Origin of the sequence: Streptomyces sp. NPDC006296 (genome assembly GCF_040613235.1) — a bacterium.
Classification (GTDB): Bacteria; Actinomycetota; Actinomycetes; order Streptomycetales; family Streptomycetaceae; genus Streptomyces.
Genome location: NZ_JBEXRT010000023.1, coordinates 26,453 through 49,522 on the forward strand (window position 1 = coordinate 26,453; position 23,070 = coordinate 49,522).

Annotated in this window: 20 protein-coding genes; 12 read left to right on the forward strand and 8 right to left on the reverse strand. The window is 72.6% G+C overall.

All coding sequences use genetic code 11. The features are described 5' to 3' along the window. Nucleotides 1-31 precede the first annotated feature (31 nt). On the reverse strand, nucleotides 32-1,603 hold the full coding sequence (locus tag ABZ172_RS17940; RefSeq protein WP_356884740.1) for a sulfite oxidase: 1,572 nt from the start codon (nucleotides 1,601-1,603) through the stop codon (nucleotides 32-34). A gap of 212 nt (nucleotides 1,604-1,815) precedes the next feature. On the opposite strand from ABZ172_RS17940, the gene ABZ172_RS17945 reads away from it, so the two are divergent. Genes ABZ172_RS17945 through ABZ172_RS17965 form a run of 5 tightly spaced genes read left to right on the forward strand, consistent with a single transcriptional unit; the run spans nucleotide 1,816 to nucleotide 7,340 of the window. After that, the gene (locus ABZ172_RS17945) at nucleotides 1,816-3,087 is read left to right on the forward strand and encodes an FAD-dependent oxidoreductase (protein ID WP_356884693.1); all 1,272 of its coding nucleotides are present in this window, start codon (nucleotides 1,816-1,818) and stop codon (nucleotides 3,085-3,087) included. Beyond that, complete coding sequence (locus ABZ172_RS17950; RefSeq protein WP_356884694.1) at nucleotides 3,084-3,809, forward strand: DUF1365 domain-containing protein; 726 nt, start codon at nucleotides 3,084-3,086, stop codon at nucleotides 3,807-3,809. Before ABZ172_RS17945 ends, ABZ172_RS17950 begins: the two co-directional genes overlap by 4 nt. A 53-nt stretch (nucleotides 3,810-3,862) precedes the next feature. Further along, nucleotides 3,863-5,140 (forward strand): cyclopropane-fatty-acyl-phospholipid synthase family protein, encoded by a 1,278-nt coding sequence (locus ABZ172_RS17955; RefSeq protein ID WP_356884741.1) that lies wholly within the window; start codon nucleotides 3,863-3,865, stop codon nucleotides 5,138-5,140. After that, the gene (locus ABZ172_RS17960; RefSeq protein ID WP_356884695.1) at nucleotides 5,137-6,531 is read left to right on the forward strand and encodes a cyclopropane-fatty-acyl-phospholipid synthase family protein; all 1,395 of its coding nucleotides are present in this window, start codon (nucleotides 5,137-5,139) and stop codon (nucleotides 6,529-6,531) included. Before ABZ172_RS17955 ends, ABZ172_RS17960 begins: the two co-directional genes overlap by 4 nt. Next, the gene (locus tag ABZ172_RS17965) at nucleotides 6,528-7,340 is read left to right on the forward strand and encodes a DUF1295 domain-containing protein (RefSeq protein WP_356884696.1); all 813 of its coding nucleotides are present in this window, start codon (nucleotides 6,528-6,530) and stop codon (nucleotides 7,338-7,340) included. Before ABZ172_RS17960 ends, ABZ172_RS17965 begins: the two co-directional genes overlap by 4 nt. Nucleotides 7,341-7,412: 72 nt before the next feature. On the opposite strand, the gene ABZ172_RS17970 is transcribed toward ABZ172_RS17965, so the two are convergent. The 4 genes from ABZ172_RS17970 to ABZ172_RS17985 form a co-directional block, all read right to left on the reverse strand. Further along, nucleotides 7,413-8,168, reverse strand: a complete 756-nt coding sequence (locus tag ABZ172_RS17970) for an anti-sigma factor (protein WP_356884697.1) — start codon at nucleotides 8,166-8,168, stop codon at nucleotides 7,413-7,415. Continuing rightward, nucleotides 8,165-8,749, reverse strand: coding sequence for a sigma-70 family RNA polymerase sigma factor (locus tag ABZ172_RS17975; RefSeq protein WP_356884698.1), 585 nt, complete (start codon nucleotides 8,747-8,749; stop codon nucleotides 8,165-8,167). Before ABZ172_RS17975 ends, ABZ172_RS17970 begins: the two co-directional genes overlap by 4 nt. A gap of 297 nt (nucleotides 8,750-9,046) precedes the next feature. Beyond that, nucleotides 9,047-9,889, reverse strand: coding sequence for a siderophore-interacting protein (locus tag ABZ172_RS17980; protein WP_356884699.1), 843 nt, complete (start codon nucleotides 9,887-9,889; stop codon nucleotides 9,047-9,049). Nucleotides 9,890-9,954: 65 nt separating this feature from the next. Continuing rightward, complete coding sequence (locus ABZ172_RS17985) at nucleotides 9,955-10,863, reverse strand: 5'-3' exonuclease (RefSeq protein WP_356884742.1); 909 nt, start codon at nucleotides 10,861-10,863, stop codon at nucleotides 9,955-9,957. A gap of 265 nt (nucleotides 10,864-11,128) precedes the next feature. On the opposite strand from ABZ172_RS17985, the gene ABZ172_RS17990 reads away from it, so the two are divergent. The 3 genes from ABZ172_RS17990 (at nucleotide 11,129) to ABZ172_RS18000 (ending at nucleotide 15,587) form a co-directional block, all read left to right on the forward strand. After that, on the forward strand, nucleotides 11,129-12,235 hold the full coding sequence (locus ABZ172_RS17990) for a glycine betaine/L-proline ABC transporter ATP-binding protein (RefSeq protein WP_356884700.1): 1,107 nt from the start codon (nucleotides 11,129-11,131) through the stop codon (nucleotides 12,233-12,235). Then, nucleotides 12,228-14,855 (forward strand): ABC transporter permease/substrate binding protein, encoded by a 2,628-nt coding sequence (locus ABZ172_RS17995; protein ID WP_356884701.1) that lies wholly within the window; start codon nucleotides 12,228-12,230, stop codon nucleotides 14,853-14,855. The genes ABZ172_RS17990 and ABZ172_RS17995 overlap by 8 nt, the downstream gene beginning before the upstream one ends. 186 nt (nucleotides 14,856-15,041) lie before the next feature. After that, a complete protein-coding gene (locus ABZ172_RS18000) occupies nucleotides 15,042-15,587 on the forward strand; it encodes a cupin domain-containing protein (RefSeq protein WP_356884702.1) in 546 nt (181 codons plus the stop codon). Nucleotides 15,588-15,635: 48 nt separating this feature from the next. Here the strand turns inward: ABZ172_RS18000 and ABZ172_RS18005 are convergent, their stop codons facing one another. Beyond that, the gene (locus tag ABZ172_RS18005; protein ID WP_356884703.1) at nucleotides 15,636-16,787 is read right to left on the reverse strand and encodes a TDT family transporter; all 1,152 of its coding nucleotides are present in this window, start codon (nucleotides 16,785-16,787) and stop codon (nucleotides 15,636-15,638) included. A gap of 70 nt (nucleotides 16,788-16,857) precedes the next feature. Here ABZ172_RS18005 and ABZ172_RS18010 point away from each other — a divergent pair, with 70 nt between their 5' ends. Further along, nucleotides 16,858-17,790 (forward strand): LysR family transcriptional regulator, encoded by a 933-nt coding sequence (locus ABZ172_RS18010; protein ID WP_356884704.1) that lies wholly within the window; start codon nucleotides 16,858-16,860, stop codon nucleotides 17,788-17,790. 108 nt (nucleotides 17,791-17,898) lie between these two features. Here the strand turns inward: ABZ172_RS18010 and ABZ172_RS18015 are convergent, their stop codons facing one another. Together ABZ172_RS18015 and ABZ172_RS18020 are read right to left on the reverse strand one after the other, a co-directional pair. After that, nucleotides 17,899-18,615 carry a gamma-glutamyl-gamma-aminobutyrate hydrolase family protein gene (locus ABZ172_RS18015; RefSeq protein WP_356884705.1) on the reverse strand — a complete coding sequence of 239 codons (717 nt, stop codon included), beginning with the start codon at nucleotides 18,613-18,615 and terminating at the stop codon, nucleotides 17,899-17,901. 112 nt (nucleotides 18,616-18,727) lie between these two features. Beyond that, nucleotides 18,728-19,465 (reverse strand): FCD domain-containing protein, encoded by a 738-nt coding sequence (locus ABZ172_RS18020; protein WP_356884706.1) that lies wholly within the window; start codon nucleotides 19,463-19,465, stop codon nucleotides 18,728-18,730. Nucleotides 19,466-19,535: 70 nt separating this feature from the next. On the opposite strand from ABZ172_RS18020, the gene ABZ172_RS18025 reads away from it, so the two are divergent. Genes ABZ172_RS18025 through ABZ172_RS18035 form a run of 3 tightly spaced genes read left to right on the forward strand, consistent with a single transcriptional unit; the run spans nucleotide 19,536 to nucleotide 23,066 of the window. Further along, complete coding sequence (locus tag ABZ172_RS18025) at nucleotides 19,536-20,897, forward strand: glutamine synthetase family protein (RefSeq protein WP_356884707.1); 1,362 nt, start codon at nucleotides 19,536-19,538, stop codon at nucleotides 20,895-20,897. An 8-nt stretch (nucleotides 20,898-20,905) separates the two neighbouring features. After that, a complete protein-coding gene (locus tag ABZ172_RS18030; protein ID WP_356884708.1) occupies nucleotides 20,906-22,270 on the forward strand; it encodes an aldehyde dehydrogenase family protein in 1,365 nt (454 codons plus the stop codon). Nucleotides 22,271-22,274: 4 nt separating this feature from the next. Further along, nucleotides 22,275-23,066, forward strand: coding sequence for a 3-oxoacyl-ACP reductase (locus ABZ172_RS18035; protein WP_356884709.1), 792 nt, complete (start codon nucleotides 22,275-22,277; stop codon nucleotides 23,064-23,066). Nucleotides 23,067-23,070 lie beyond the last annotated feature (4 nt).

Sequence of the window (23,070 nt, forward strand, 5' to 3'; positions counted from 1 at the left end):
GTGAGGAGACGAGATCGGGAGGATCCGGTGATCAGGTCACGTCGACCACCACCGAATGCCAACCGGTGGCACCGTCGGGGACGGTGCCGACCCGCTTGTCGGTCTGGGTGGCGCCGGTGCGGTCCGTCGCACGGACCTCGAGGGTGTGATGGCCGGGAGTGGCGGGCCACTCCCACACCCACTGGCGCCAGGTGTCACGGCCGGCCTCCGCGGCCAGCCGCGCGGTGTGCCACTCCCCGCCGTCCACCCGGACCTCGACCCGGGCGATGCCCCGGTGCTGGGCCCAGGCGACACCGGCGACGGGTACGGTCCCGGCGCGCGGAGCCGCGAAGGGACGGGGCGTGTCGATCCGTGACTGGGTCTTGATCGGCGCCTCGCGGGACCAGTCGCGCTTGACCCAGTAGGCGTCGTACGCGTCGAACGTCGTGAGCTCGATGTCCTGGATCCACTTGCACGCCGAGACGTAGCCGTAGAGGCCGGGCACGACCATCCGGACCGGGAAGCCGTGGTCGAACGGCAGCGGTTCGCCGTTCATGCCCACCGCGAGCAGGGCGTCGCGGCCGTCCATGACGTCCTCGACCGGTGTGCCGATGGTCATCCCGTCCACCGAGCGCGACACGAGCTGGTCCGCCGGGCCGCCCTTCGACGGGGGCTTGACGCCCGCCTCGCGCAGCACGTCGGCCAGACGTACGCCGATCCACCGGGCGTTTCCGACGTAGGGACCGCCCACCTGGTTGGACACGCAGGTCAGCGTGATGTCCCGCTCGACCAGCTCCCGCTTCAGGAGGTCCTGGAAGCTCAGGGTGACCGGCCGTGCGACACCCTTCCCGTGGATCCGCAGTCGCCACCCGTCGGCGTCGACGCGCGGGACCACCAGTGCCGTGTCCACCCGGTAGAAGTCCTTGTTCGGGGTGGTGAAGGAGCTGAGGCCCCGGATGTCCAGCTTCGCCCCGGCGGGAATCGCCGGGGCCGGTGAGGCCGGAGCGGGCAGCACCACGTCGCCGCGGGAGGCGGCGACCCCGGCCAGCTGGTCACCCTGGAGCCGTCGCCCGAGGAATCCCGCACCGGCCGAGGCCGCCGCCGCCGCGGTCGCCGCGACGACGAAGCCGCGGCGGTCGAACGCGCCCCGGACCCGGTCGTCCGGCTCCGTCCCCCCAGCCGCGGGGGGCGGGCCGGTGACCGGGGCCAGTCGGCCGACCAGGAGATACAGCACTCCCGCCGCGACCAGCGCGCCCACGACCGAAGGCAGTGCATCGGTCGGACGGCCCTCGGGCCGTCCGACCGCGGACACCGCCCCGACCACTCCGAAGACCAGGACGGCCGCGGCGCCGGCCCGCCGGTACCGCAGCGCGAGGATCCCCACCGCCATGGCGAAGAGCGCCAGGAGGACGAGGATCCCGAGCTGCAGGACCAGCTTGTCGTCGGTGCCGAAGTTCCGGACGGCGAAGTCCTTCACGGCCGGGGGAGTGCGGTCGATGACCGCCCCGCCCACCGCCGTGACCGGACCCGCCTCGGGACGCACGGCGGCCGCGACCAGTTCGGCGACGCACAGGGCGGTGAACCCGGCGATCACTCCGCCGAGCGCGGCGCACGCGGCGCGCACCCGGCGGGACCGGGCGGTCCCTTGCTTCTGCGAAACGTCTTGGTCTGTCGTCACGCCGGGAATTCGACGCGGATCGGCGGACGGATTGGTCGTTCACTCGATCGAATTAATTCCGATCATCGGCCAATCCGCGGGGACCGCTGTCTCGAATGACCTCTGAGGGGCACTGGGAAACGGACCCGGCCAGGCATGCAACACCGGAAGGAACCCGAATGACTGGGGAGCGGCGGCGCACAGCCGTAGTGGGCAGCGGGGTCGCGGGACTGACCGCCGCGCACGTCCTGGGAAGGGCGCACGACGTGACGCTCGTCGAGGCGGACGAGCGGGCCGGCGGGCACGCGCACACCCACGACCTGACCACGTCGGACGGCGGGACCCATCGCGTCGACTCGGGGTTCATCGTGCACAACCGGCGGACCTACCCGCACCTGCTCCGGCTCTTCGACGAGCTCGGAGTGGCCACGCAGGAGTCGGAGATGAGCATGTCCGTGCGCTGCGAGGGGTGCGGACTGGAGTACGCGGGCGCCCGCGGCGCCGCCGGCCTGTTCGCGCAGCCCGGTTCCGTGCTGCGCGGCCCGTACCTGCGCATGCTCACCGAGGTGCCGCGCTTCCACCGCGCGGCCAGGGCCCTGCTCGCCCTGCCGGAGGGGACCGCCGAGATGACCCTCGGCGAGTTCGCCCGGCGCGGGCGGTTCTCCCCCTACTTCCGCGCGCACTTCCTCACCCCGGTGGTCTCCGCCGTCTGGTCCTGCGACCCGGTGACCGCGCTGAGCTACCCCGCCCGCTACCTCTTCCGGTTCCTGGAGCACCACGGGATGCTCACGATCGGCGACTCGCCGGTCTGGCGCACCGTCACCGGCGGCTCCCGCGAGTACGTCGACCGCGTCGTCAAGCAGGTGCACACGCTGCGGACGAACGCCCCGGTCACGTCCGTCCGCCGGCACAGCGACGGCGTCGAGATCGTCACCGCGGACGGCACGACGGAGCAGTACGACGCGGTGGTCCTCGCCACCCACCCCGACCAGGCCCTCCGGCTGCTCGCCGACCCGACCGACGAGGAGCGGCGGACGCTCGGGGCGTTCCGCTACTCCCGCAACCCCACACTGCTGCACACCGACACCACGCTGCTGCCCCGCAGCCGCGGGGCGGCGGCCTCCTGGAACTACGTCATGCCGTCCTGCGCCGCCGACGCCGACCGGGTCACCGTCAGCTACGACATGAACCGCCTCCAGCGGCTCGACGCTCCCGAGCGGTTCGTCGTCACGCTGAACGGCGCCGACCGGGTCGACCCGGACCTCGTACGCGCCCGGATGGTGTACGAGCACCCCGTCTTCACGCCCGAGTCGGTCGCCGCCCAGGCACGGCTGCCCGCCCTCTCCGGACCGGTCACCGCCTATGCCGGGGCCTACCACGGCTGGGGGTTCCACGAGGACGGCTGCCGTTCCGGCGTCGAGGCGGCCGCCGCGCTCGGGGTGGCCTGGTGACCGGCGCCCTCTACCCGTGCACCGTGGCGCACGTGCGGACCTCCCCCCGCCGCTACGCCCTGCGGCACCGCACCTACCTGTGGCTCATCGACCCGGACCGCCCGCCGCGGCTGCCGGCCGTCCTGCGCCCGCTGGCGGGCTTCGACGCCCGTGACCACTTCGGCGGGACCGCGCCCACCGTCAGGGCCGGACTCGAACGGTTCCTGCACAGCCGGGGCGTCGAGCTCGGTGACGGCACCGTCACCATGCTCACCCAGGCCCGGGTCCTCGGCCACGTCTTCAACCCGCTGACCGTCTACTGGTGCCGCCGCGCCGACGGAAGCCCGCTCTGCGTGGTCGCCGAGGTGCACAACACCTACGGCGAACGGCACTGCTACCTGCTGCGCCCGGACGCCGAGGACCGTGCGGACACCCGCAAGGACTTCTACGTGTCGCCGTTCTTCCCGGTCGACGGCGACTACCGGATGCGGCTGCCCGAACCGGACGGGCGACTGAGCCTGACCGTCCACCTGGAGCGCGAGGGTGCCCGCCCGTTCACCGCGACCGTACGGGGTACACGGCGTCCCGGTACGCCCGTTCAGCTGCTGCGGCTGTTCCTCCGCCACCCGTTCTCCACGGTGGTCGTCTCCGCCGCCATCCGCTTCCACGGCATCCGGCTCTTTCTCCGCCGGCTGCCCGTCCAGCCCCGCCCCTCCCACCCCACCCAGGAAGGCATGCAGTGAAGGTGCCCACCTCTCCCACTTCCCCCAGCGCTCCCACCCCGTTCGCCTCGCCCGTGCCCAGTGGCGCGGTCCCGGCCCAGGCGCGGACCGGGACGCCGTTCCTCGGGGGTGCCGACCCGCGGCGCTGGCCCGACGTCGCCGCCCAGCCACGGGCCTCCGCGGTCCGGACCGCGGTGGCCGAACGCCTGGTCAGGCACGCGCTGGCCCGGCTCCCGCTGCGCGCCCGGCTCGCCGGCCGCGACAGCATCGGACTGGGCGGGCCGCTCATGGAGATCCGCCGGCCGGACGCGTTCTTCCGGCGGATCGGTGCGAGCGGGCTCATCGGCTTCGGCGAGTCCTACATGGCCGGCGAATGGGACTCGCCCGATCTGGTCGGCGTCCTCACCGTCCTCGCGGGGAACGCGGCCGAGCTCGTCCCCGCACCGCTCCAGAGGCTGCGCCGTCTGTGGGCGCTGCGGCAGCCCGCCTCGCAGGCCAACACCCCCGAGGGCTCCCGGGACAACATCAGCCACCACTACGACCTGTCCAACGACCTGTTCGCGCTCTTCCTCGACGAGACGCTGAGCTACTCCTCGGCGGTCTTCCGCGGATTCCCCGCCGACCAGGACCTGCTGCCCGCGGCCCAGCACCGGAAGATCGACCTGCTGCTCGACTCGGCCGGTGTGGGCCCCGGTACCGAACTGCTGGAGATCGGCACCGGCTGGGGCGAACTCGCCCTCCGCGCCGCCGCCCGCGGTGCCCGCGTCACCACCCTCACCCTCTCCCGCGAGCAGCAGGAGCTGGCCCGGGGCCGGATCCGGGAGGCCGGTCACGAGGACCGCGTCGACGTGCGGCTCTGCGACTACCGGGACGTCACCGGCACCTACGACGCGATCGTCAGCGTCGAGATGATCGAGGCCGTCGGCGAGGAGTTCTGGCCGGTGTACTTCCGGACGCTGGAGCGCTGCCTCGCCCCCGGCGGCCGGGTCGCGCTCCAGGCCATCACCATGCCCGACGACCGGATGCTCGCCAGCCGCAGCACCTACACCTGGATCCAGAAGTACATCTTCCCCGGCGGACTGCTCCCCTCCACCGAGGCCGTCGAGCGCGCCACCACCGCCCACACCGGGCTGCGGATCCGGCAGCGCAGCACCTTCGGCCTGCACTACGCCGAGACCCTGCGCCTGTGGCGGGAACGCTTCGAGGAGCGTGCCGCCCAGGTCGACGCACTCGGCTTTGACGCGGTCTTCCGCCGCATGTGGACCTTCTACCTCGCCTACTCCGAGGCCGGATTCCGGTCCGGTTACCTCGATGTGCAGCAGATTCTCCTGACCCGTGAGGACACCGCGTGAACACCCTTACCGACGCCCCGGGAGCCGGAGCGGCGCAGCGCATCGCCCCGGTCATCGAGCAGTTCCTCGGCGGTCCGCCGCCGGTCAGGATCAGGATGTGGGACGGCAGCGAGACCGGCCCCGAGGACGCCCCCACGGTGCACGTCCGTTCCCGTCGCGCCCTGCGCAGGCTGCTGTGGCAGCCGGGCGAACTCGGCCTCGCCGAGGCCTACATCACCGGTGACATCGACATCGCCGACGACCTCGCGGCCGGGCTGCGCGCCATGCGCCGCGCGTCCCGGGACCAGGGCCTCGGCCTGCCCCGTCCCGGTGTCGCCGACCGCCTCCGCGCCGCCGGGACGGCGCTGCGCCTCGGCGCCGTGGGCCCGCGTCCGCCGGTGCCCGCGGCCCGGGCCGGGCTCAGCGGCGCCCTGCACAGCAAGGCCCGCGACCGGGCGGCCATCAGCCACCACTACGACCTCTCGAACGCCTTCTACTCCCTGCTGCTGGACGAGACCATGGCCTACTCGTGCGGCTACTGGACCGGGACCGGCCCGGACTACGGAGCCGCCGACGCCCAGCGCGACAAGCTGGAGCTGATCTGCCGCAAGCTCGGCCTGCGGCCCGGCGCCCGCCTCCTCGACATCGGCTGCGGCTGGGGATCGCTCACCCTCCACGCGGCGAGCAGGCACGGGGTCCGCGTCACCGCGGTCACCCTGGCCAAGGAGCAGGCGGCGTACGTGCGCGGACAGGTCGAGGAGCGAGGTCTCCAGGACCTCGTCGAGGTGGTCAACTGCGACTACCGCGACGTCACCGGCCGGCCGGACTTCCGGGGCGGGTACGACGCCGTGTCCACCGTCGAGATGGGGGAGCACGTCGGCGACGCCGAGTACCCGGCGTTCACCGCGCTGCTGCACTCGGTGCTCCGTCCGCAGGGCCGTGCCCTGGTCCAGCAGATGTCCCGCGGCACCACGGCTCCCGGCGGCGGCGCGTTCATCGAGTCCTACATCGCGCCGGACATGCACATGCGACCGCTCGGCGAGACGGTCGGACTCCTCGAAGGGGCGGGCCTGGAGGTCCGTGACGTGGAGTCGATGCGCGAGCACTACGTGCTGACGGTCGAGGCCTGGCACCGGACGCTGGAGGAGCGCTGGTCCGAGTTCGTGGCCCTCGTCGGGGAGGAGACCGCCCGGGTCTGGCGCCTCTACCTGGTGGGTGCCGCGCTGGCCTTCGAGGAACGCCGCATGGGCGTGGACCAGATCCTCTCGGTGCGGCCCGACGCGCACGGCGCGGCGGAGATGCCGCCCACCCGCCACCGCTGGTACGAGGGACTCGGTGCTGCGGCCGGTGCGGGCACGACCGCGCCCGCCGGACCGGTCGCCGCGGGGCCGCGTGCCGGGGCCGGCCGGTGAACGGCTTCGCCTGGCAGGCCTTCGCCGTCAACCTGGGAGCGGCCGCGGGCGCCGCCCTCGCCGTCATGCTCGTGACCTTCCTGATCGCCCTGCGCAAGGGCATGCACCGGATCGTGGACGTGGCCTGGGGCCTCGGCTTCACGGCCGTCGCCCTCGTCTCCTACGCCCTGTCGGCCGACGACGGCGACCCCGCGCGCCGGCTCCTGGTGACCGTGCTGACCGCGGTCTGGGGCACGCGCCTGGCCGTCCACATCGGACGCCGGGGCCGGGGACACGGGGAGGACCCGCGCTACGCCGCCATGCTCGCCAAGGCGCCCGGCAGCCCCGCCCTGTACGCCCTGCGCAAGGTGTACCTGCTCCAGGGCGCGCTGGTCTGGCTCATCTCCCTTCCCGTGCAGGCGGGTTACTACCTGCCTGGGCCGCTCGACGCGTGGGCCTGGGCAGGTGCGGGGCTGTGGGCCGTGGGGGTCGCCTTCGAGGCGGTGGGTGACGCACAGCTGGCCCGTTTCAAGCGCGATCCCGCGAACAAGGGCCGGATCATGGACCGGGGCCTGTGGTCCTGGACCCGTCACCCGAACTACTTCGGTGACTTCTGCGTCTGGTGGGGGCTGTTCCTCGTGGTCTGCACCGACCCCGCGGTGGCCGCCGCCACCCTCGTCTCGCCCCTGGTGATGAGCCTGCTGCTGACCAAGGGCAGCGGCAAGGCACTGCTGGAGCGGCACATGGAGGGACGGCCGGGGTACGCCGAGTACGTCGCCCGCACCAGCGGCTTCTTCCCCTTGCCGCCGGGCACGCTCCGCAGGGGCTGAACAGCGGGACACGAGTGGGCCCCGGCCGGTTCTCCGGCCGGGGCCCGCCCTTGTGCGTGCGGTGCGGACCGCTCAGGCGTCCTGGAAGTCCATCAGTGCCACCGGCGCCGAGGTCGGCTCGTCGGACCCGCCCTCGGGCTCGACCGTGATGCCCATGCCGGAGGCGCGGTCCACGGGGCCGTCCAGCAGGACCGCGTCGTCCTTCGAGGACGGGTCCATCAGACCGGCCGACCGCATGGTGCCGTGGTCGTTGAACCACAGCTGGTAGACCTTGCCGCCCGGCGGCTTCGCCATGTCCGAGGCCATGAAGACCGCCCGGTTCACGCTCTGCGAGACCACCAGGGTGCCGCGGGCGCCGTCCCCGAGGTCCGAGGCGGTCGTCCGCGCGTCCGACGCGGTGAGGACCCGCGCCAGCTGCTCGTTGTACCGCTGGGCCAGGTCGGTCTCCTGCCGCGCGTCCCGGGCGACCTGGTTCTGCCACACGGCGACCCCGCCGAACGCGGCGGCCGCCGCCACACAGGCGGCGAGCGCGTACGTCGACCAGCGGCCGGCCCGGCCGGCGGAAGCCCCGGCGCGTGCGCTGCGCGAATGCGGCGGCGGCACCTGACGTACGGTCGTGATGTCCCGCAGCACCCGCTCACGGAGCGCGGGGGACGACGGTGCGGACACCGCGAGCCCCAGCCGGGCTGCGGTGGCGGACAGCTCCTTCACCTCCTGGGCACACGCCTCGCAGGCGCCCAGATGCCGTTCGAACGAGATGCGTTCGTCCTCCGGCAGCGCGTGCAGGGCGTAGGCCCCGGTCAGCGTGTGCAGTTCGGCCGTGCTCATGCGCTCACCCCCAGGCAGTCGCGCAGCCGGATGAGTCCGTCGCGCAGCCGTGTCTTGATGGTTCCCAGCGGTACGGACAGCAGTTCGCCCACCTCGCGATAGGTCAGTCCGCGGTAGTACGCCAGCGTCACCGACTCACGCTGGATCTCGGAGAGGGTCCGCAGACAGCGCCGTACCTGTTCTCTCTCCAGACGGCTCTCGACCTGCTCGGAGACCTCGTCGAAGTCCGGTGTGCGGTCGAGCAGCGCGGCCTTGTGCTCCCGGGCCGCCGACGCCTCCGCCGAGCGCACCCGGTCCACCGCGCGGCGGTGGGCGAGCGTCAGTACCCAGTTCATGGCACTGCCGCGCGCGGGCTGGTAGCGGGGGGCGGTCCGCCACACCTCGACCAGGACCTCCTGCGCCACCTCCTCGGACTGGGCCGGGTCACGGAGGACACTCCGCACCAGACCGAGGACCGGCCCGCTGACCTTGTCGTACACCTGGGTGAAGGCGTTCTGGTCACCGCGGGCGACCTGGACGAGCAACTCGTCCAGGGTGGGCCCCATCGAAGGGATCCCACTGATCTGTACGGCTTCTTTCACGTGGGGGTTCCTCCCGGAGCACGCATCGATTCACTGATGATTCGGAGTCTGCGCCCCTCCGGATTGGTCGAACATCTCATGGATGTGACGGACCGCCTGCATCCAGGACGTCGGAAACACGGAACCCGGCCGCCGTCGGGGACGGCGGCCGGGTTCCGTGGACGGCCGGGGTGAGGGGCTTCCGTCCGGACCGGTCCGGATCAAGGACTGACCGGTCCGGACCGGAGCCGACCCGTCCGGGTCAGGAGCCGACCGGCCCGGACCGGTCGGCGGGCCGCTCCGGGGGTACGGCGGGTCTCAGGCGGCGCGCTCCTGCTCGCGCTCCACCTGCTCGTTCCACTCACGCTTGACCGCGCGCCAGGCGTCGTCGTTCTGGCCGAGGCGCCAGTAGCCGGAGATCGAGAGCTGTCGCAGGGGGATGCCGCGCTCCAGCCGGAGGTGGCGCCGGATCTCCTTCACGAAGCCCGCCTCGCCGTGCACGAAGGCCTGCACCTCGCCCTCGGGGAACTCCAGCGCGCTCACCGCCGCCACCAGGGCCTCGCCGACCGGGCGGTCACCGCGGTGCAGCCAGGTCACCGAGACGCCGTCCGGGGCCACCAGCTTCTGCTCCTCCGAGGCGTCCGGCACCTCCAGGAAGGCGTGCACCGGCGCACCCTGCGGCATCCGCTCCAGCGAGGCGGCGATCGCCGGCAGGGCGCTCTCGTCGCCCACCAGCAGGTGCCAGCCGGCCGAGGCCTGCGGCGCGTAGCCGCCGCCGGGACCCAGGAAGGTCACCTGGTCGCCGGGCCTGGCCCGGGCCGCCCAGGGGCCCGCCAGGCCCTCGTCGCCGTGCACCACGAAGTCGATCGCCAGCTCGCGGGCGGCGGGGTCCCAGGAGCGGACGGTGTAGGTGCGGGTGGTGGGCCACAGCTCGCGGGGGTACTCCTCGCGGATCGCGGCCATGTCGAACGGGTGCGCGTAGCCGGCGCCCTCCGGGGCGAAGCACAGCTTGACGTAGTGGTCGGTGAACCCGTCGAGGGCGAAGCCGGCCAGGCCGTCGCCGCCGAGGACCACGCGCACCATGTGCGGGGTGATCTGCTCGGTGCGCAGTACCTGCGCCCCCTGCGCCTTGGGTGTCCGGCGTTGCGGCTGCTCTGCCACGAGGTTCTCCCTGCTCTGGGCGCACACGGCGTTCTGCTCACTTAGGCTAGCCTAAGCTAGCATCTTCATGCCTGGAGCGTGAGGAGCAGGCGCTGCAGGGCGCCCCCCAGGCCCCAGCGCGTCGCCAGGGCCTCCAGGGCCGCCGGGTCGCGGGGCTCGCGGGGGAGCGCGGGATCGAAGGCGGGCAGCGGGACGTCACCGGCGACCCGGACGACCTGGGGTGCCACCGCCACGTAGTCCCGGGCCTCGTCCAGGCGCCTGCGCTGGGACGGGGTCAGCCGGGCGGCCGGGTCGTCCACCGCGGCCATGATCCCGGCGAGGTCGCCGAAGGCGTCCAGGAGCTTGGCCGCCGTCTTCTCCCCGATGCCGGGGACCCCGGGCAGTCCGTCGCTCGGATCGCCGCGCAGCAGCGCCAGGTCGACGTACCCGGCGCCGTCCACGCCGTACTTCCCGCGCAGCCACGCCTCGTCCGTCACCTGGAGCGTCCCGACGCCCTTCAGCGGATACAGGACCCGCACCCCGCGGGCGTCGTCGACCAGCTGGTAGAGGTCCCGGTCGCCCGTCACGATGTCCACCGGTCCCGCGGCCCGCCCGGCCAGGGTGCCGATGACGTCGTCCGCCTCGTACCGGGCGACCCCCACCCGGGCGATGCCGAGGGCGTCGAGGACGGCCTCGATCACCGGGACCTGCGGGGAGAGGGTGTCGGGGACCTCCTCCTCGTCGGGGACGCCGACGGCGGTCTCGGCGGCCACCCGGTGGGCCTTGTACGTCGGGATCAGGTCGACCCGCCACTGCGGCCGCCAGTCGGCGTCCATGCAGGCCACCAGGTCGTCCGGGCGGTGGTCCTGCACCAGCCGGGCGATGAAGTCGAGCAGTCCGCGCACGGCGTTGACGGGGGTGCCGTCCGGCGCGCGCACCGAGTCCGGGACGCCGAAATAGGCGCGGAAGTAGAGGGAGGCGGTGTCGAGGAGCATCAGGCGTCGCGTCACACCCCGATGATGCCGCACCCCACCGACACCGCACGGCCGGCGAGGTCGTGGCTCCCGGGTCACACGGGCGTTCGAAGTGAGCTGGATCACACACATGTTTGGGTTGCGTAAGTGCGGGCAGGCGCGGCACCGGAGCGGACCACGTCCATTTCTCGACGGATGGGCCGTGCTCTGCGGACCGAATCCGCACCGCTCCACGGTCTGCCGAAGGGGGTGGCAGACCGTTCTCGGTTCAACGCGTGAGGTGTATGTGTCAAGGCTGCAGGCTGAGCACTTGTACAAAGTGTTCGGCAGACGACCCGATCAAGCCGTGCAGAAGCTCGAAGGCGGTACGCACCGCGACGAGTTGCGCGCCGACGGCACGACCGCAGCGGTGATCGACGCCTCGTTCACCGTGGAACCGGGCCAGATCTTCGTGGTCATGGGACTCTCCGGATCCGGAAAGTCGACCCTGCTGCGGATGCTCAACGGGCTGCTGGAGCCCACCGCCGGACGCGTGCTGTTCGACGGCCAGGACCTCACCGCCCTGAGCCCCCGCGACCTGCGCACCGTCCGCTCCACCAAGATCAGCATGGTCTTCCAGCACTTCGCGCTCTTCCCTCACCGGAGCGTGCTGGAGAACGCCGCGTACGGCCTGGAGGTCCAGGGCGTCCCGCGTGCCGAACGTGAGGCGCGCGCGACCGAGGCGCTGGAGCTGACCGGCCTCGCCGGCTGGGAGAAGTCCTGGCCCGACGAGCTGTCCGGCGGTATGCAGCAGCGTGTGGGCCTGGCCCGCGCGCTCGCCACCGACGCCGACCTGCTGCTGATGGACGAGTCCTTCAGCGCGCTCGACCCGCTGATCCGCCGCGACATGCAGGACCAGCTGCTCGAACTGCAGAAGCGCCTGAAGAAGACGATCGTCTTCATCACCCACGACCTCAACGAGGCCATGCGCCTCGGCGACCGCATCGCCGTGATGCGGGACGGTGCGATCGTCCAGCAGGGCACCGCCGAGGACATCCTCGTGCGGCCGTCCAACGACTACGTCGCCTCCTTCATCCAGGACGTCGACCGCTCCCGGGTGCTCACCGCCGGTTCGATCATGGAGGCGCCCGAGGCGGGCCGCTCCCACGCGGACCTGCTCGCCGAGGCCTCCGCGACGGTGACGTCGGAGACCCCCATAGCCGAGCTCTTCGTGCCCTTCTCCACCAGCGGGGCGGCCGTGGCCGTCACCGGTGAGGAGGGCGGCGTCGTGGGCGTCGTCCCGCGCGAGCGGCTGCTCGCGGCGCTCGGTGAGGAGCCCCAGGTGGAGCCCCCGGCCGACGCCGCGGCACCCGCCTCCCGGACCGAGGTCAAGAAGGTGATCGCCGGTGCCTAGGCTCTCCTTCGGAAGCTGGGTCGAGGACGCGGTCGACTGGCTCCAGTCGAACCTCACCTTCATCTTCGACTTCATCAAGACCGTCCTCGGCGGCATGTACGACGGCGTCAACGCCGTGCTCGGCGGCGCCGAGCCGCTCCTGATGGCCGGCATCTTCGCCGTCATCGCGTTCTGGCTGCGCGGGGTCATCCCCGCGGTGCTCACCTTCGCCGGCTTCGCGCTCATCGACTCCCTCGCCCTCTGGGACGAGGCGATGGCCACGCTCTCGCTGGTGGTCGTGGCTGCGGTCATCACCATCGTGATCGCGGTGCCCACAGGCATCTGGGCGGCGCGCAACAACCGGGTCAGCTCCGCGCTGCGGCCGGTGCTCGACGTCATGCAGACGATGCCCGCCTTCGTCTACCTGATCCCCGGCGTCATGTTCTTCGGCGTCGGTGTCACCCCCGGTGTGATCGCCACCATCGTCTTCGCGATGCCGCCCGGCGTCCGTATGACCGAGCTGGGCATCCGCCAGGTCGACAGCGAGCTGGTCGAGGCCGCCGAGGCCTTCGGCACCACGCCCAAGCACACCCTCACCCGGGTGCAGCTCCCGCTCGCCCTGCCGACGATCATGGCCGGTATCAACCAGGTCATCATGCTGGCCCTGTCGATGGTCGTCATCGGCGGCATGGCCGGCGCCGGCGGTCTCGGCGAGAAGGTCTACGCGGCCATCACCCAGCTCCAGGTCGGCCTCGCCGCCGAGAGCGGCATCGCCGTCGTCATCCTGGCCATGTACCTGGACCGGATGACCGGCGCGCTCAACGAGCGGGTCTCCCCGCTCGGCCGCCGTGCCGCCGCCAAGGTCGCCGCCGGTGCGCGACGCCTGAAGTTCGCCCACTACAAGCCGGGCACCGCCGTCGCGATGACCGGTGTCGTGGTCCTCGCGCTCGTCGCGGGCGGGCTCAACATCGCCGGCTCGTCCGACGCGGAGGCCGGTCAGGCCGACAGCGCGAACGTCGGCAAGGGCCAGAAGATCAACATGGGCTACATCCCCTGGGACGAGGGCATCGCCTCCACGTTCCTGTGGAAGGAGATCCTGGAGCAGCGCGGCTTCGAGACCGGGATCACCCAGCTCGACGCCGGTCCGCTCTACTCCGGTGTGGCCCGCGGTGACATCGACTTCCAGACGGACTCCTGGCTGCCGACGACGCACAAGGACTACTGGGACAAGTACAGCGACCAGCTGGACGACATGGGCGCCTGGTACGGCCCGACGTCGCTGGAGCTGTCGGTCCCGTCCTACGTCAAGGGCATCGACTCGCTCGAGGACCTCAAGGGCCAGGGCAAGAAGTTCGACGGCAAGATCATCGGCATCGAGTCCAGCGCCGGGATGATGGGCACCCTCAACGAGAAGGTGCTCAAGGAGTACGGCCTGGAGGGCGAGTACAAGGTCGTCTCCTCCAGCACCTCCTCGATGCTCGCCGAGCTGAACGCCTCCATCAAGAAGAAGGAGCCGGTCGTGGTGACCCTGTGGTCGCCGCACTGGGCCTACGGCAAGCACGACCTGAAGAAGCTCAAGGACCCGAAGGGTGCCTGGGGCAAGGGCGAAGAGGTCCACACCGTCGCCCACAAGGGCTTCGCGGAGAAGTCGCCCGCCGTCGCCGCCTGGCTCAAGGACTTCAAGCTCACCGAGAAGCAGCTCACGAGCCTGGAGAACGAGATCCAGACCGCGGGCCAGGGCAAGGAGCAGGACGGCGTCCGCGCCTGGCTGAAGAAGAACCCCGGCCTCGTCGACAAGCTGGCCCCGGTGCCGGGCGGCGCGGGCGGCTCGCAGCAGGGCAAGGACGCGGGCAAGACCGTCAACATGGGGTACTTCCCGTGGGACGAGGCCATCGCCTCCACCTACCTCTGGCAGAACATGCTGGAGGACCGCGGCTACAAGACCACGGTCAAGCAGCTCGACCCGGGCCCGCTCTACACCGGTCTGGCCCAGGGACAGCTCGACGTCCAGTTCGACTCCTGGCTGCCGACCACGCACAAGGACTACTGGGACCGCTACAAGGACAACCTCACCGACCTCGGATCCTGGTACGGCCCGACGTCGCTGGAGCTGTCGGTCCCGTCCTACGTCAAGGGCATCGACTCGCTCGACGACCTCAAGGGCCAGGGCAAGAAGTTCAACGGCAAGATCATCGGCATCGAGTCCAGCGCCGGGATGATGGGCACCCTGAACAAGAAGGTGCTCAAGGAGTACGGGCTCGAAGGTGAGTACGAGGTCGTCTCGTCCAGCACCTCGTCGATGCTGGCCGAGCTGAACCGGTCGATCAAGAAGAAGGAGCCGGTCGTGGTGACCCTGTGGTCGCCGCACTGGGCCTACGGCAAGCACGACCTGAAGAAGCTCAAGGACCCGAAGGGTGCCTGGGGCGAGGGCGAGCAGATCCACACGGTCGCCAAGAAGGACTTCGCCAAGGACTTCCCGGAGCTGACCGGCTGGCTGAAGGACTTCAAGCTCAGCGAGGCGCAGCTGGCCTCGCTGGAGGTGGAGCTCCAGAAGGGCGGCGCCGGCAAGGAGAAGGAGTCCGCCCGCCGCTGGATGGACGCCAACCCGGACGTGGTCGCGAAGCTGGCACCCGTCAGCTGACCCACCCGGCCCACACCGGCCATGACGAAGGGGACGGCCCCGGTAGCGAACCGGAGCCGTCCCCTTCAGGCTTGTCCGAGGGAGTCCCCGAAGGTTCCCGTCCGCCGGCTTCCCCCTCCGTCGTGCGAACGACATGCGTAGGGTGCTGGCAACCGGGAGGATGGCGAACCGGGGAGGGAGCCGGACATGGACGACAAGGAAACCCTTCGAGTGGGTGCCGCGGTCCGCCGACGCCGCAGGGCCCTCGATCTCACCCTGGCCGCGGTGGCCGGGCGCAGCGGGCTGTCCGTACCGTTCCTCAGCCAGATCGAGAACGAACGGGCCAGACCGAGCCCACGGTCCCTGGACCGGGTGGCGGAAGCACTGGAGACCACGACCGAGCGGCTGCGGGCGGCGGCGGACTCGGCGCGCGCCGTCGACGTCGTACGGGGCGGCGGCGAGGACGGGGTGCGGCGGCTGGTGCGCGGGCGGCACCAGCTCAGCGCCCTGGAGTTCGTCGGCGAGCAGGACCTCGGGCGCGAGTTCCAGCACCGCAACGACGAGGTGATGTACGTCGTGGAGGGCGCGGTCGACGTCGAGGCCGAGGGCCGGGCGCACCGGCTGGGCAAGGGCGACAGCCTCTTCCTCTCCGGCGGGGTGCGTCACCGGTGGCGGGCCACCGAACCGGGCACCCGGCTGCTGGTCGTGTCGGTCGCCGAGCACATCGACGCGACCTACGACGCCCGCCGCTGACCGGTGACCCGGGCACGCCCCCTGCGGGAGCGGCCCGCGGCGCCCGGATCAGGCGGTGCGGACCGCCGGCACGCGGGGCCCGGGCGCCGCGGGCAGCGTCCCGCCGACGAGGCCGCCCAGCGTCCGCGCCCCGGCGAAGGCCCAGGCGGCCACCAGCAGGACGTAGAGCCCCGCGGCCAGCCAGCCGAACGCCTCCAGCCCGGTGTGCCGGGCCAGTCCCGCCGCGCCGGTGACGCAGGTGCCCACCGGGAAGGTGAACCCCCACCAGGTCATCGTGAAGCGCATCCCCCGCCGCAGCGCGCGGATCACCAGCACGGCGGAGACGGCCAGCCACAGCAGGGCGAACCCCGTCACCGGCACCCCGTACAGCACGGCGAAGGCGGCGAAGGCCGGGGCGTACGGCGCGGACACCGCACCCGGTGCCACGTCGGCCAGCTGGTTGACCGCGGTCGTGGACTGGCCCATAGGGCCGAGCACCAGGAACAGCGTCGGGGTCAGCGCGAGCGGCAGGGGCCCCTCGTGGACCAGCCGTGCGAAGACCAGCGGCAGGACCACCAGGGTGGCCAGCAGCGACAGCCCGAACATCGCGTAGCAGGCCAGCAGGAGCGCCTCGCGCCCCTGGCCGGGCGGCAGCTCGGGGACCAGCAGCGGGCCGACGGCGGCCGAGACCATCGGGGCGACCAGCGGCAGCAGCCAGACCGGCGACGCGGTGCCCGGCGCGGGACGGTGCCGCAGGATCATGAGACAGGGGATCGCCACGGCCGCGGCGAGGCCCGCGACCGTGCCCGCGGTGAACAGCAGGACGTCCACCGTGACCGCGGCCCGGTGCCCGAGGACGTCCCGGCCGACCACCAGCGTGCCCGCGCCGACGGCGAGGAGCGCCATGGACGCGCAGCCGTGGAACGGGGCGACAGCCGGGTCCAGCAGATGGGCGCGGGCCTGGTCGCGGTGCAGGACCCAGTGCCCGGCGCGCGCCGCCAGCACGGCGGCCAGCAGCACCGCGGACAGCGCCCACACCACGACGCAGCCGGCCCGCAGCCCCGGCACGCCGAAGGGCAGCGCCGCCCCGGCCGTGGCCACGATCGCCGTGCCCATGACCGTGGCGTACCACTGGGGGCCGAAGTGGCGCAGGCACGGGAGCCGGCGGGAGCGGGGACGGGATGCGGCGGCCCCGGTCCGGGACCGCGAAAAGATGGCCATGCCACGATTCTCGGCGGGCGGACCCCCGCCCACCAGGGAGCACGGAGCTATGAGGTCATAGGCTGGGGTTATGTCCGGTGACGTGCCCCCGCCCTCCTCCCTCTCCCACCGGGTCCCCGACCTGGGGGCCATGGTGCTGCTGCTCGCCGTCGCCCGGCACGGCAGTCTGGGCAGGGCCGCACGGGAGGTCGGCATCAGCCAGCCGGCCGCCTCCGGCCGCATCCGGTCCATGGAGCGGCAGCTCGGCGTCGCGCTCCTGGACCGCTCGCCGCGCGGGTCGCGGCTGACGGACGCGGGCGCGCTGGTCACCGACTGGGCGCGCAGGGTCGTCGAGGCGGCCGAGGTCTTCGACGCGGGTGCCCGGGCGCTGCGGGACCGCCGCGACTCCCGGCTGCGGGTCGCGGCGAGCATGACGATCGCCGAGTACCTGCTGCCGGGCTGGCTGATCGCGCTGCGGGCCGGACGCCCCGGCACCGAGGTCTCCCTCCTCGCGGGCAACTCGGCGGCGGTGGCCCTGCGGCTGCGGGCCGGTGAGGCCGACCTGGGCTTCGTCGAGGGCCTCTCGACACCGGAGGGGCTCGACGGCACCGTCATCGCGCACGACCGGCTCGTCGTCGTGGTCGCCCCGTCCCACCCGTGGGCGCGCCGGGACCGGCTGACTCCCGGGGAGCTCGCCGCGACCCCGCTGATCCTGCGGGAACACGGCTCGGGCACCCGGCAGGTCCTGGACGCCGCCCTCGCCGCGCACGGAGGACCGGCCCGCCCACTGCTCGAACTCTCCTCCACCACCGCGGTGAAGGGGGCCGCCGAGAGCGGCGCCGGCCCCTGCGTACTGAGCGAACTGGCCCTGGGCGTGGAGCTCTCCGCGCGACGCCTGGTCACGGTCCCGGTCGCGGGCGTCCGGCTGCGCCGCCAGCTGCGGGCGGTCTGGCCCGCGGGCCACCGGCCCACCGGCCCGGCCCGCGACCTGCTCTCGCTGACCGCGGGCGGGACGACGGCCTGAGGGCTGACGCTTGTTGCCGGACGCCGGAGGGCACACGGCGCACGGCTGAGGCCGACGCGACTCGTTCCGCACCGCTCGGGCCGACGGGACGGACCCGCCCCGCGCCGCTCAGGCCGGTGTGACGGCCGCTCCGCGCCGGGCCGCCGCGGCCACCAGTGCCCGCATGATCCGCAGGTCGTCGCCCATCTCCGGGTGCCACTGGACCCCGAGCACCCACTGTGCGCCCGGCAGCTCGATCGCCTCCACCGTGCCGTCCGCCGCGTGCGCGGAGACCACCAGTCCCGGCGCGAGCCGGTCCACGGCCTGGTGGTGGTAGGTCGGTACGGACGTCTCCTCGGGCACCAGCGAGGCGTACAGCGTCTCCGGGACCGGTGTCACGCTGTGCTCACCGAGCACCCCGGTCTTGCCGAACGGGCCCGCGTGGCCGTCCACATGCTGGGTCAGGGTGCCGCCCATGGCAACGTTGAGCAGCTGCATCCCGCGGCAGATACCCAGCACCGGGGTGCCGGCCGCCCTGGCCGCGCGGAGCAGGGCCACCTCCCAGGTGTCCCGCGCATGGGCCGGCGGGCCCGTCCTGAAGTCCCGCTCCGCGCCGTACAGCCCCGGGTCGACGTCCGCCCCGCCGGCGATCACGAGACCGTCCATCCGGGCCACGACCGCCGCCGCCTTCGCCGGGTCGTCCGGCGGCAGCAGTGCGGCCGTCCCGCCGGAACGCTGGACCAGCTGGGGGTAGGCGGAGGGGAGCACCGCCGCGGGGAGTTCCCAGACGCCCCAGCGAGCCGCCGGCTCCAGATAGGTCGTGACGCCGATGAGCGGTTCGTGCATGGTGCGGTCCCTCCGGCGGCCGGTCGGTGCGCCGGCCCGGTGCAATGGTGTTGCCTCATACCTTTGTTCGTACCGGGCCGCCGCGCAAGAGGAATGATCCGGAAGGGCCGGATCAAGCCAGGAAGCCGCGGAGCAGTGCGGCGGTCCCCGCACAGTGCTCGCGCATGACCGCCCGGGCCGCCTCCTCGTCGCCGTCGAGCACCGCCTCGACGAGGGCCGTGTGCTGGTGCTGGGAGTGTTCGAGGTTGCGTACCAGCAGGGGGATGCAGTCCAGCAGGTCGTTGACGCCCGCCCGGACGGCCGCGTACCGGGCGGCGAGCGAGGGGGAGCCGGAGAGCTCGGCGAGCGTCAGATGGAAAAGGGTGTCGATCCTGCGGTAGTCGGGCAGGGGTGCCTCGTGTGTCGCCGCCAGAGCACCGCGCAGCCGCTTCGCCCCCTCGCCGTCGAGGCCGCGCGACGCGCAGAGCCCGGCCGCCCCCGACTCCAGGACCTCGCGGAACAGCAGGACGTCCTCCAGATCGACGCCCGACACCCGGCGGCGCAGCTCGTCGCCGTCGGCCGGTCCGGTGCGCGGGAGCACGAACGTCCCGCCGTACCGGCCGCGTCTCGCCTCGATCAGCCCCTGGTCCTGGAGCACCTTCAGCACCTCGCGCAGGGTGACGCGGCTGATGCCCAGGAGCGCGGCCAGCTCGCGCTCGGCCGGCAGCCGCCCGCCGTCCGGCACCAGGCCGAGCCGGACCACCTGGAGGATCTGCTCCAGCGCCTCCTCGAAGCCGTTGCCCGCGCGGACCGGCCGGAGCGCGGGCAGCAGCCGGCCGGCGGCGCCGGGATCCCCGGTTTCCTCCGCCACGTCCCGATTCCCTTCCCTCCAATGGTTCTCTCCCATACCTTAGACCGGCTGACCGAACGAGGAGTATCCCGTGGCAGACCGAACACCCCCGCTGGGGACCGACGAGCTGCGCGCACGCGTGGAGCGCGGTGAGATCGACACCGTGGTCCTGGCCTTCCCCGACATGCAGGGCCGGCTCCAGGGCAAGCGGTTCGCGGCTTCCTTCTTCCTCGACGAGGTGCTGGAGCACGGCACGGAGGGCTGCAACTACCTGCTGGCCGTCGACACGGACATGAACACCGTCGACGGATTCGCCATGTCCTCCTGGTCCGACGGCTACGGCGACTTCGCGATGCGCCCCGACCTCGCGACCCTGCGCCCGGTCCCCTGGCACGACGGGACCGCCCTGGTCATGGCCGACCTGTCCTGGGAGGACGGCTCCCCGGTGGCCGCCGCGCCCCGCCAGATCCTCCGGCGGCAGCTGGAACGGCTCGCCGCCCACGGGCTGACCGCCCACGTCGGCACCGAGCTGGAGTTCATCGTCTTCAACGACACCTACGAGCAGGCCTGGGACCGCGACTACCGCGACCTCACCCCGGCCAACCGGTACAACATCGACTACTCGGTCCTGGGTACCGGCCGCGTCGAACCCCTGCTCCGCCGCATCCGCAACGAGATGGCCGCCGCCGGGCTCACCGTCGAGTCCGCCAAGGGGGAGTGCAACCCCGGCCAGCACGAGATCGTCTTCCGCTACGACGAGGCACTCGTCACCTGCGACCAGCACGCCGTCTACAAGACCGGCGCCAAGGAGATCGCCGCCCAGGAAGGCGTCTCGCTGACCTTCATGGCCAAGTTCAACGAGCGCGAGGGCAACTCCTGCCACATCCACCTCTCGCTCCAGGACGCCGACGGGCGCAGCGTCATGGCGGGCGAGGACGGCGGCATGTCCCCCCTGATGCGGCACTTCCTCGCCGGCCAGCTCGCCGCCCTGCGCGACTTCTCCCTGCTGTACGCGCCGAACATCAACTCCTACAAGCGCTTCCAGCCCGGTTCCTTCGCCCCCACCGCCGTGGCCTGGGGCCACGACAACCGCACCTGCGCCCTGCGGGTGGTCGGCCACGGCCGCTCGATGCGCTTCGAGAACCGGCTGCCCGGCGGCGACGTCAACCCCTACCTCGCGGTCGCCGGCCTCGTCGCCGCCGGACTGCACGGCATCGAGAACGGACTGGAGCTCCCCGACGCCTGCGAGGGCAACGCCTACACCGCCGGGTACGACCAGGTCCCCACCACGCTCCGGGAGGCCGCCACCCTCTGGGAGGACAGCGAGGCGGCCCGGGAGGCCTTCGGCGACGACGTCGTCGCGCACTACCGCAACATGGCGCGCGTCGAACTGGAGGCCTTCGACGCAGCGGTGACCGACTGGGAGCTCCGCCGCTCCTTCGAACGCCTGTGAGGAACCCCGTGATCCACGAGCACCGCGTCCTGAACCCGGCGACCGAGGAACTCGTCGCCACCGTCCCCGCCACCTCGGCCGAGGAGGTCGGGGCCGCCGTCACCCGGGCCGCGGCGGCCCAGCGCACCTGGGCCGCGCTGACCCCCGCCGACCGCGCCCGGCTGCTGCGCCGCTTCGCCGTGCTCGTCGACGAACACGGCGAGCACCTGGCCCGGCTGGAGGTCACCGAAGCGGGGCACACCCTGGGCAACGCCCGCTGGGAGGCGGCCAACGTCCGGGATCTGCTGGACTACGCGGCCGGGGGAGTGGAACGCCTGACCGGGCGCCAGATCCCGGTACCGGGCGGGATCGACATCACCTTCCTCGAACCCCTGGGCGTCGTCGGGGTGATCGCCCCGTGGAACTTCCCCATGCCGATCGCCGCCTGGGGCGCCGCCCCCGCCCTCGCCGCGGGCAACGCGGTGCTCCTGAAGCCGGCCGAGACCACCCCGCTCACCGCCCAGTACCTGGCCCGGCTCGCCCTGGATGCGGGCCTGCCCGAGCACCTCTTCCAGGTGCTGCCGGGCGCGGGGGACGTGGCGGGCCGCGCCCTGGTCGAACACCCGGGCGTGGCCAAGATCGTGTTCACCGGCTCCACCCGCACCGGCAAGCAGATCATGGCCGGATGCGCGGACCGGGTGAAGCGGCTGACCCTCGAACTCGGCGGCAAGAGCCCCAACATCGTCTTCGCCGACGCCGACATCGAGGCGGCCGCGGCCACCGCCCCCCTGTCCTTCCTCGACAACGCCGGACAGGACTGCTGCGCGCGCACCCGCATCCTGGTCCAGCGGTCCGTCTACGACCGCTTCCTCGAACTGCTCGTCCCGGCCGTCGCCTCCTTCGTCGTGGGCGACCCGTGGGACGAGAAGACGCAGATGGGGCCACTGATCTCGCTGGCCCAGCTGGAGCGCGTCCGCGGGTTCGTCCCGGACGGCGCCGACGGCATCCGGGGCAGCGCCCCCACCGGCCCCGGCTTCTGGTTCCCCCCGACCGTCCTCACCGGGATCGCCCCCGACGCCCCCGTCGCCACCGAGGAGGTCTTCGGCCCCGTCGCCGTCGTCCTGCCCTTCGAGGACGAGGACGACGCCGTCCGGCTGGCCGACGGCACCGAGCACGGCCTCGCCGGCTCGGTCTGGACCCGGGACGTGGGGCGCGCCCTGCGCGTCTCCCGGGCGGTCCGGGCCGGGAACCTCTCGGTCAACTCCCATTCCGCCGTCCGCTACTGGACCCCGTTCGGCGGCTACAAGCAGTCCGGGCTCGGCCGTGAACTGGGGCCCGACGCCCTCGCGGCCTTCACCGAAACCAAGAACGTCTTCATCGGCACGGAGGTCTGAACACATGACGGACGAACCCGGGAACATCTGCCGCCGCCTGACCGGCCGCACCGCCGTCATCACCGGAGCGGGCAGCGGCATCGGGCTCGCCACCGCCCGCCGACTGGCCTCCGAGGGAGCGCACGTCGTCTGCGGCGACGTCGACGAGCGCGCGGGCAGGGCCGCCGCGGAGGAGGCGGGGGGTCTCTTCGTGCCCGTCGACGTCACCGACCCCGACCAGGTCGAGGCCCTGTTCGCCGCGGCGCACGACACCTACGGCTCCGTCGACATCGCCTTCAACAACGCCGGCATCTCGCCGCCCGACGACGACTCCATCCTCACCACCGGCCTGGAGGCGTGGAAGCGCGTCCAGGACGTCAACCTCACCTCCGTCTACCTCTGCTGCAAGGCCGCGCTGCCGTACATGCGCCGCCAGGGCCGCGGCTCGATCATCAACACCGCCTCGTTCGTGGCCCGGATGGGCGCCGCGACCTCGCAGATCTCGTACACCGCCTCCAAGGGCGGCGTGCTCGCCCTGTCCCGCGAACTCGGGGTGCAGTTCGCCCGCGAGGGGATCCGGGTCAACGCCCTGTGCCCGGGGCCGGTCAACACCCCGCTGCTCCAGGAGCTGTTCGCCACGGACCCGGAGCGCGCCGCCCGCCGGCTCGTGCACATCCCCCTCGGACGGTTCGCCGAGGCCACGGAGATCGCGGCCGCGGTCGCCTTCCTGGCGAGCGACGACTCCTCGTTCGTCAACGCCACCGACTTCCTCGTCGACGGCGGGATCTCCGGGGCCTACGTGACCCCGCTCGACTGACAGC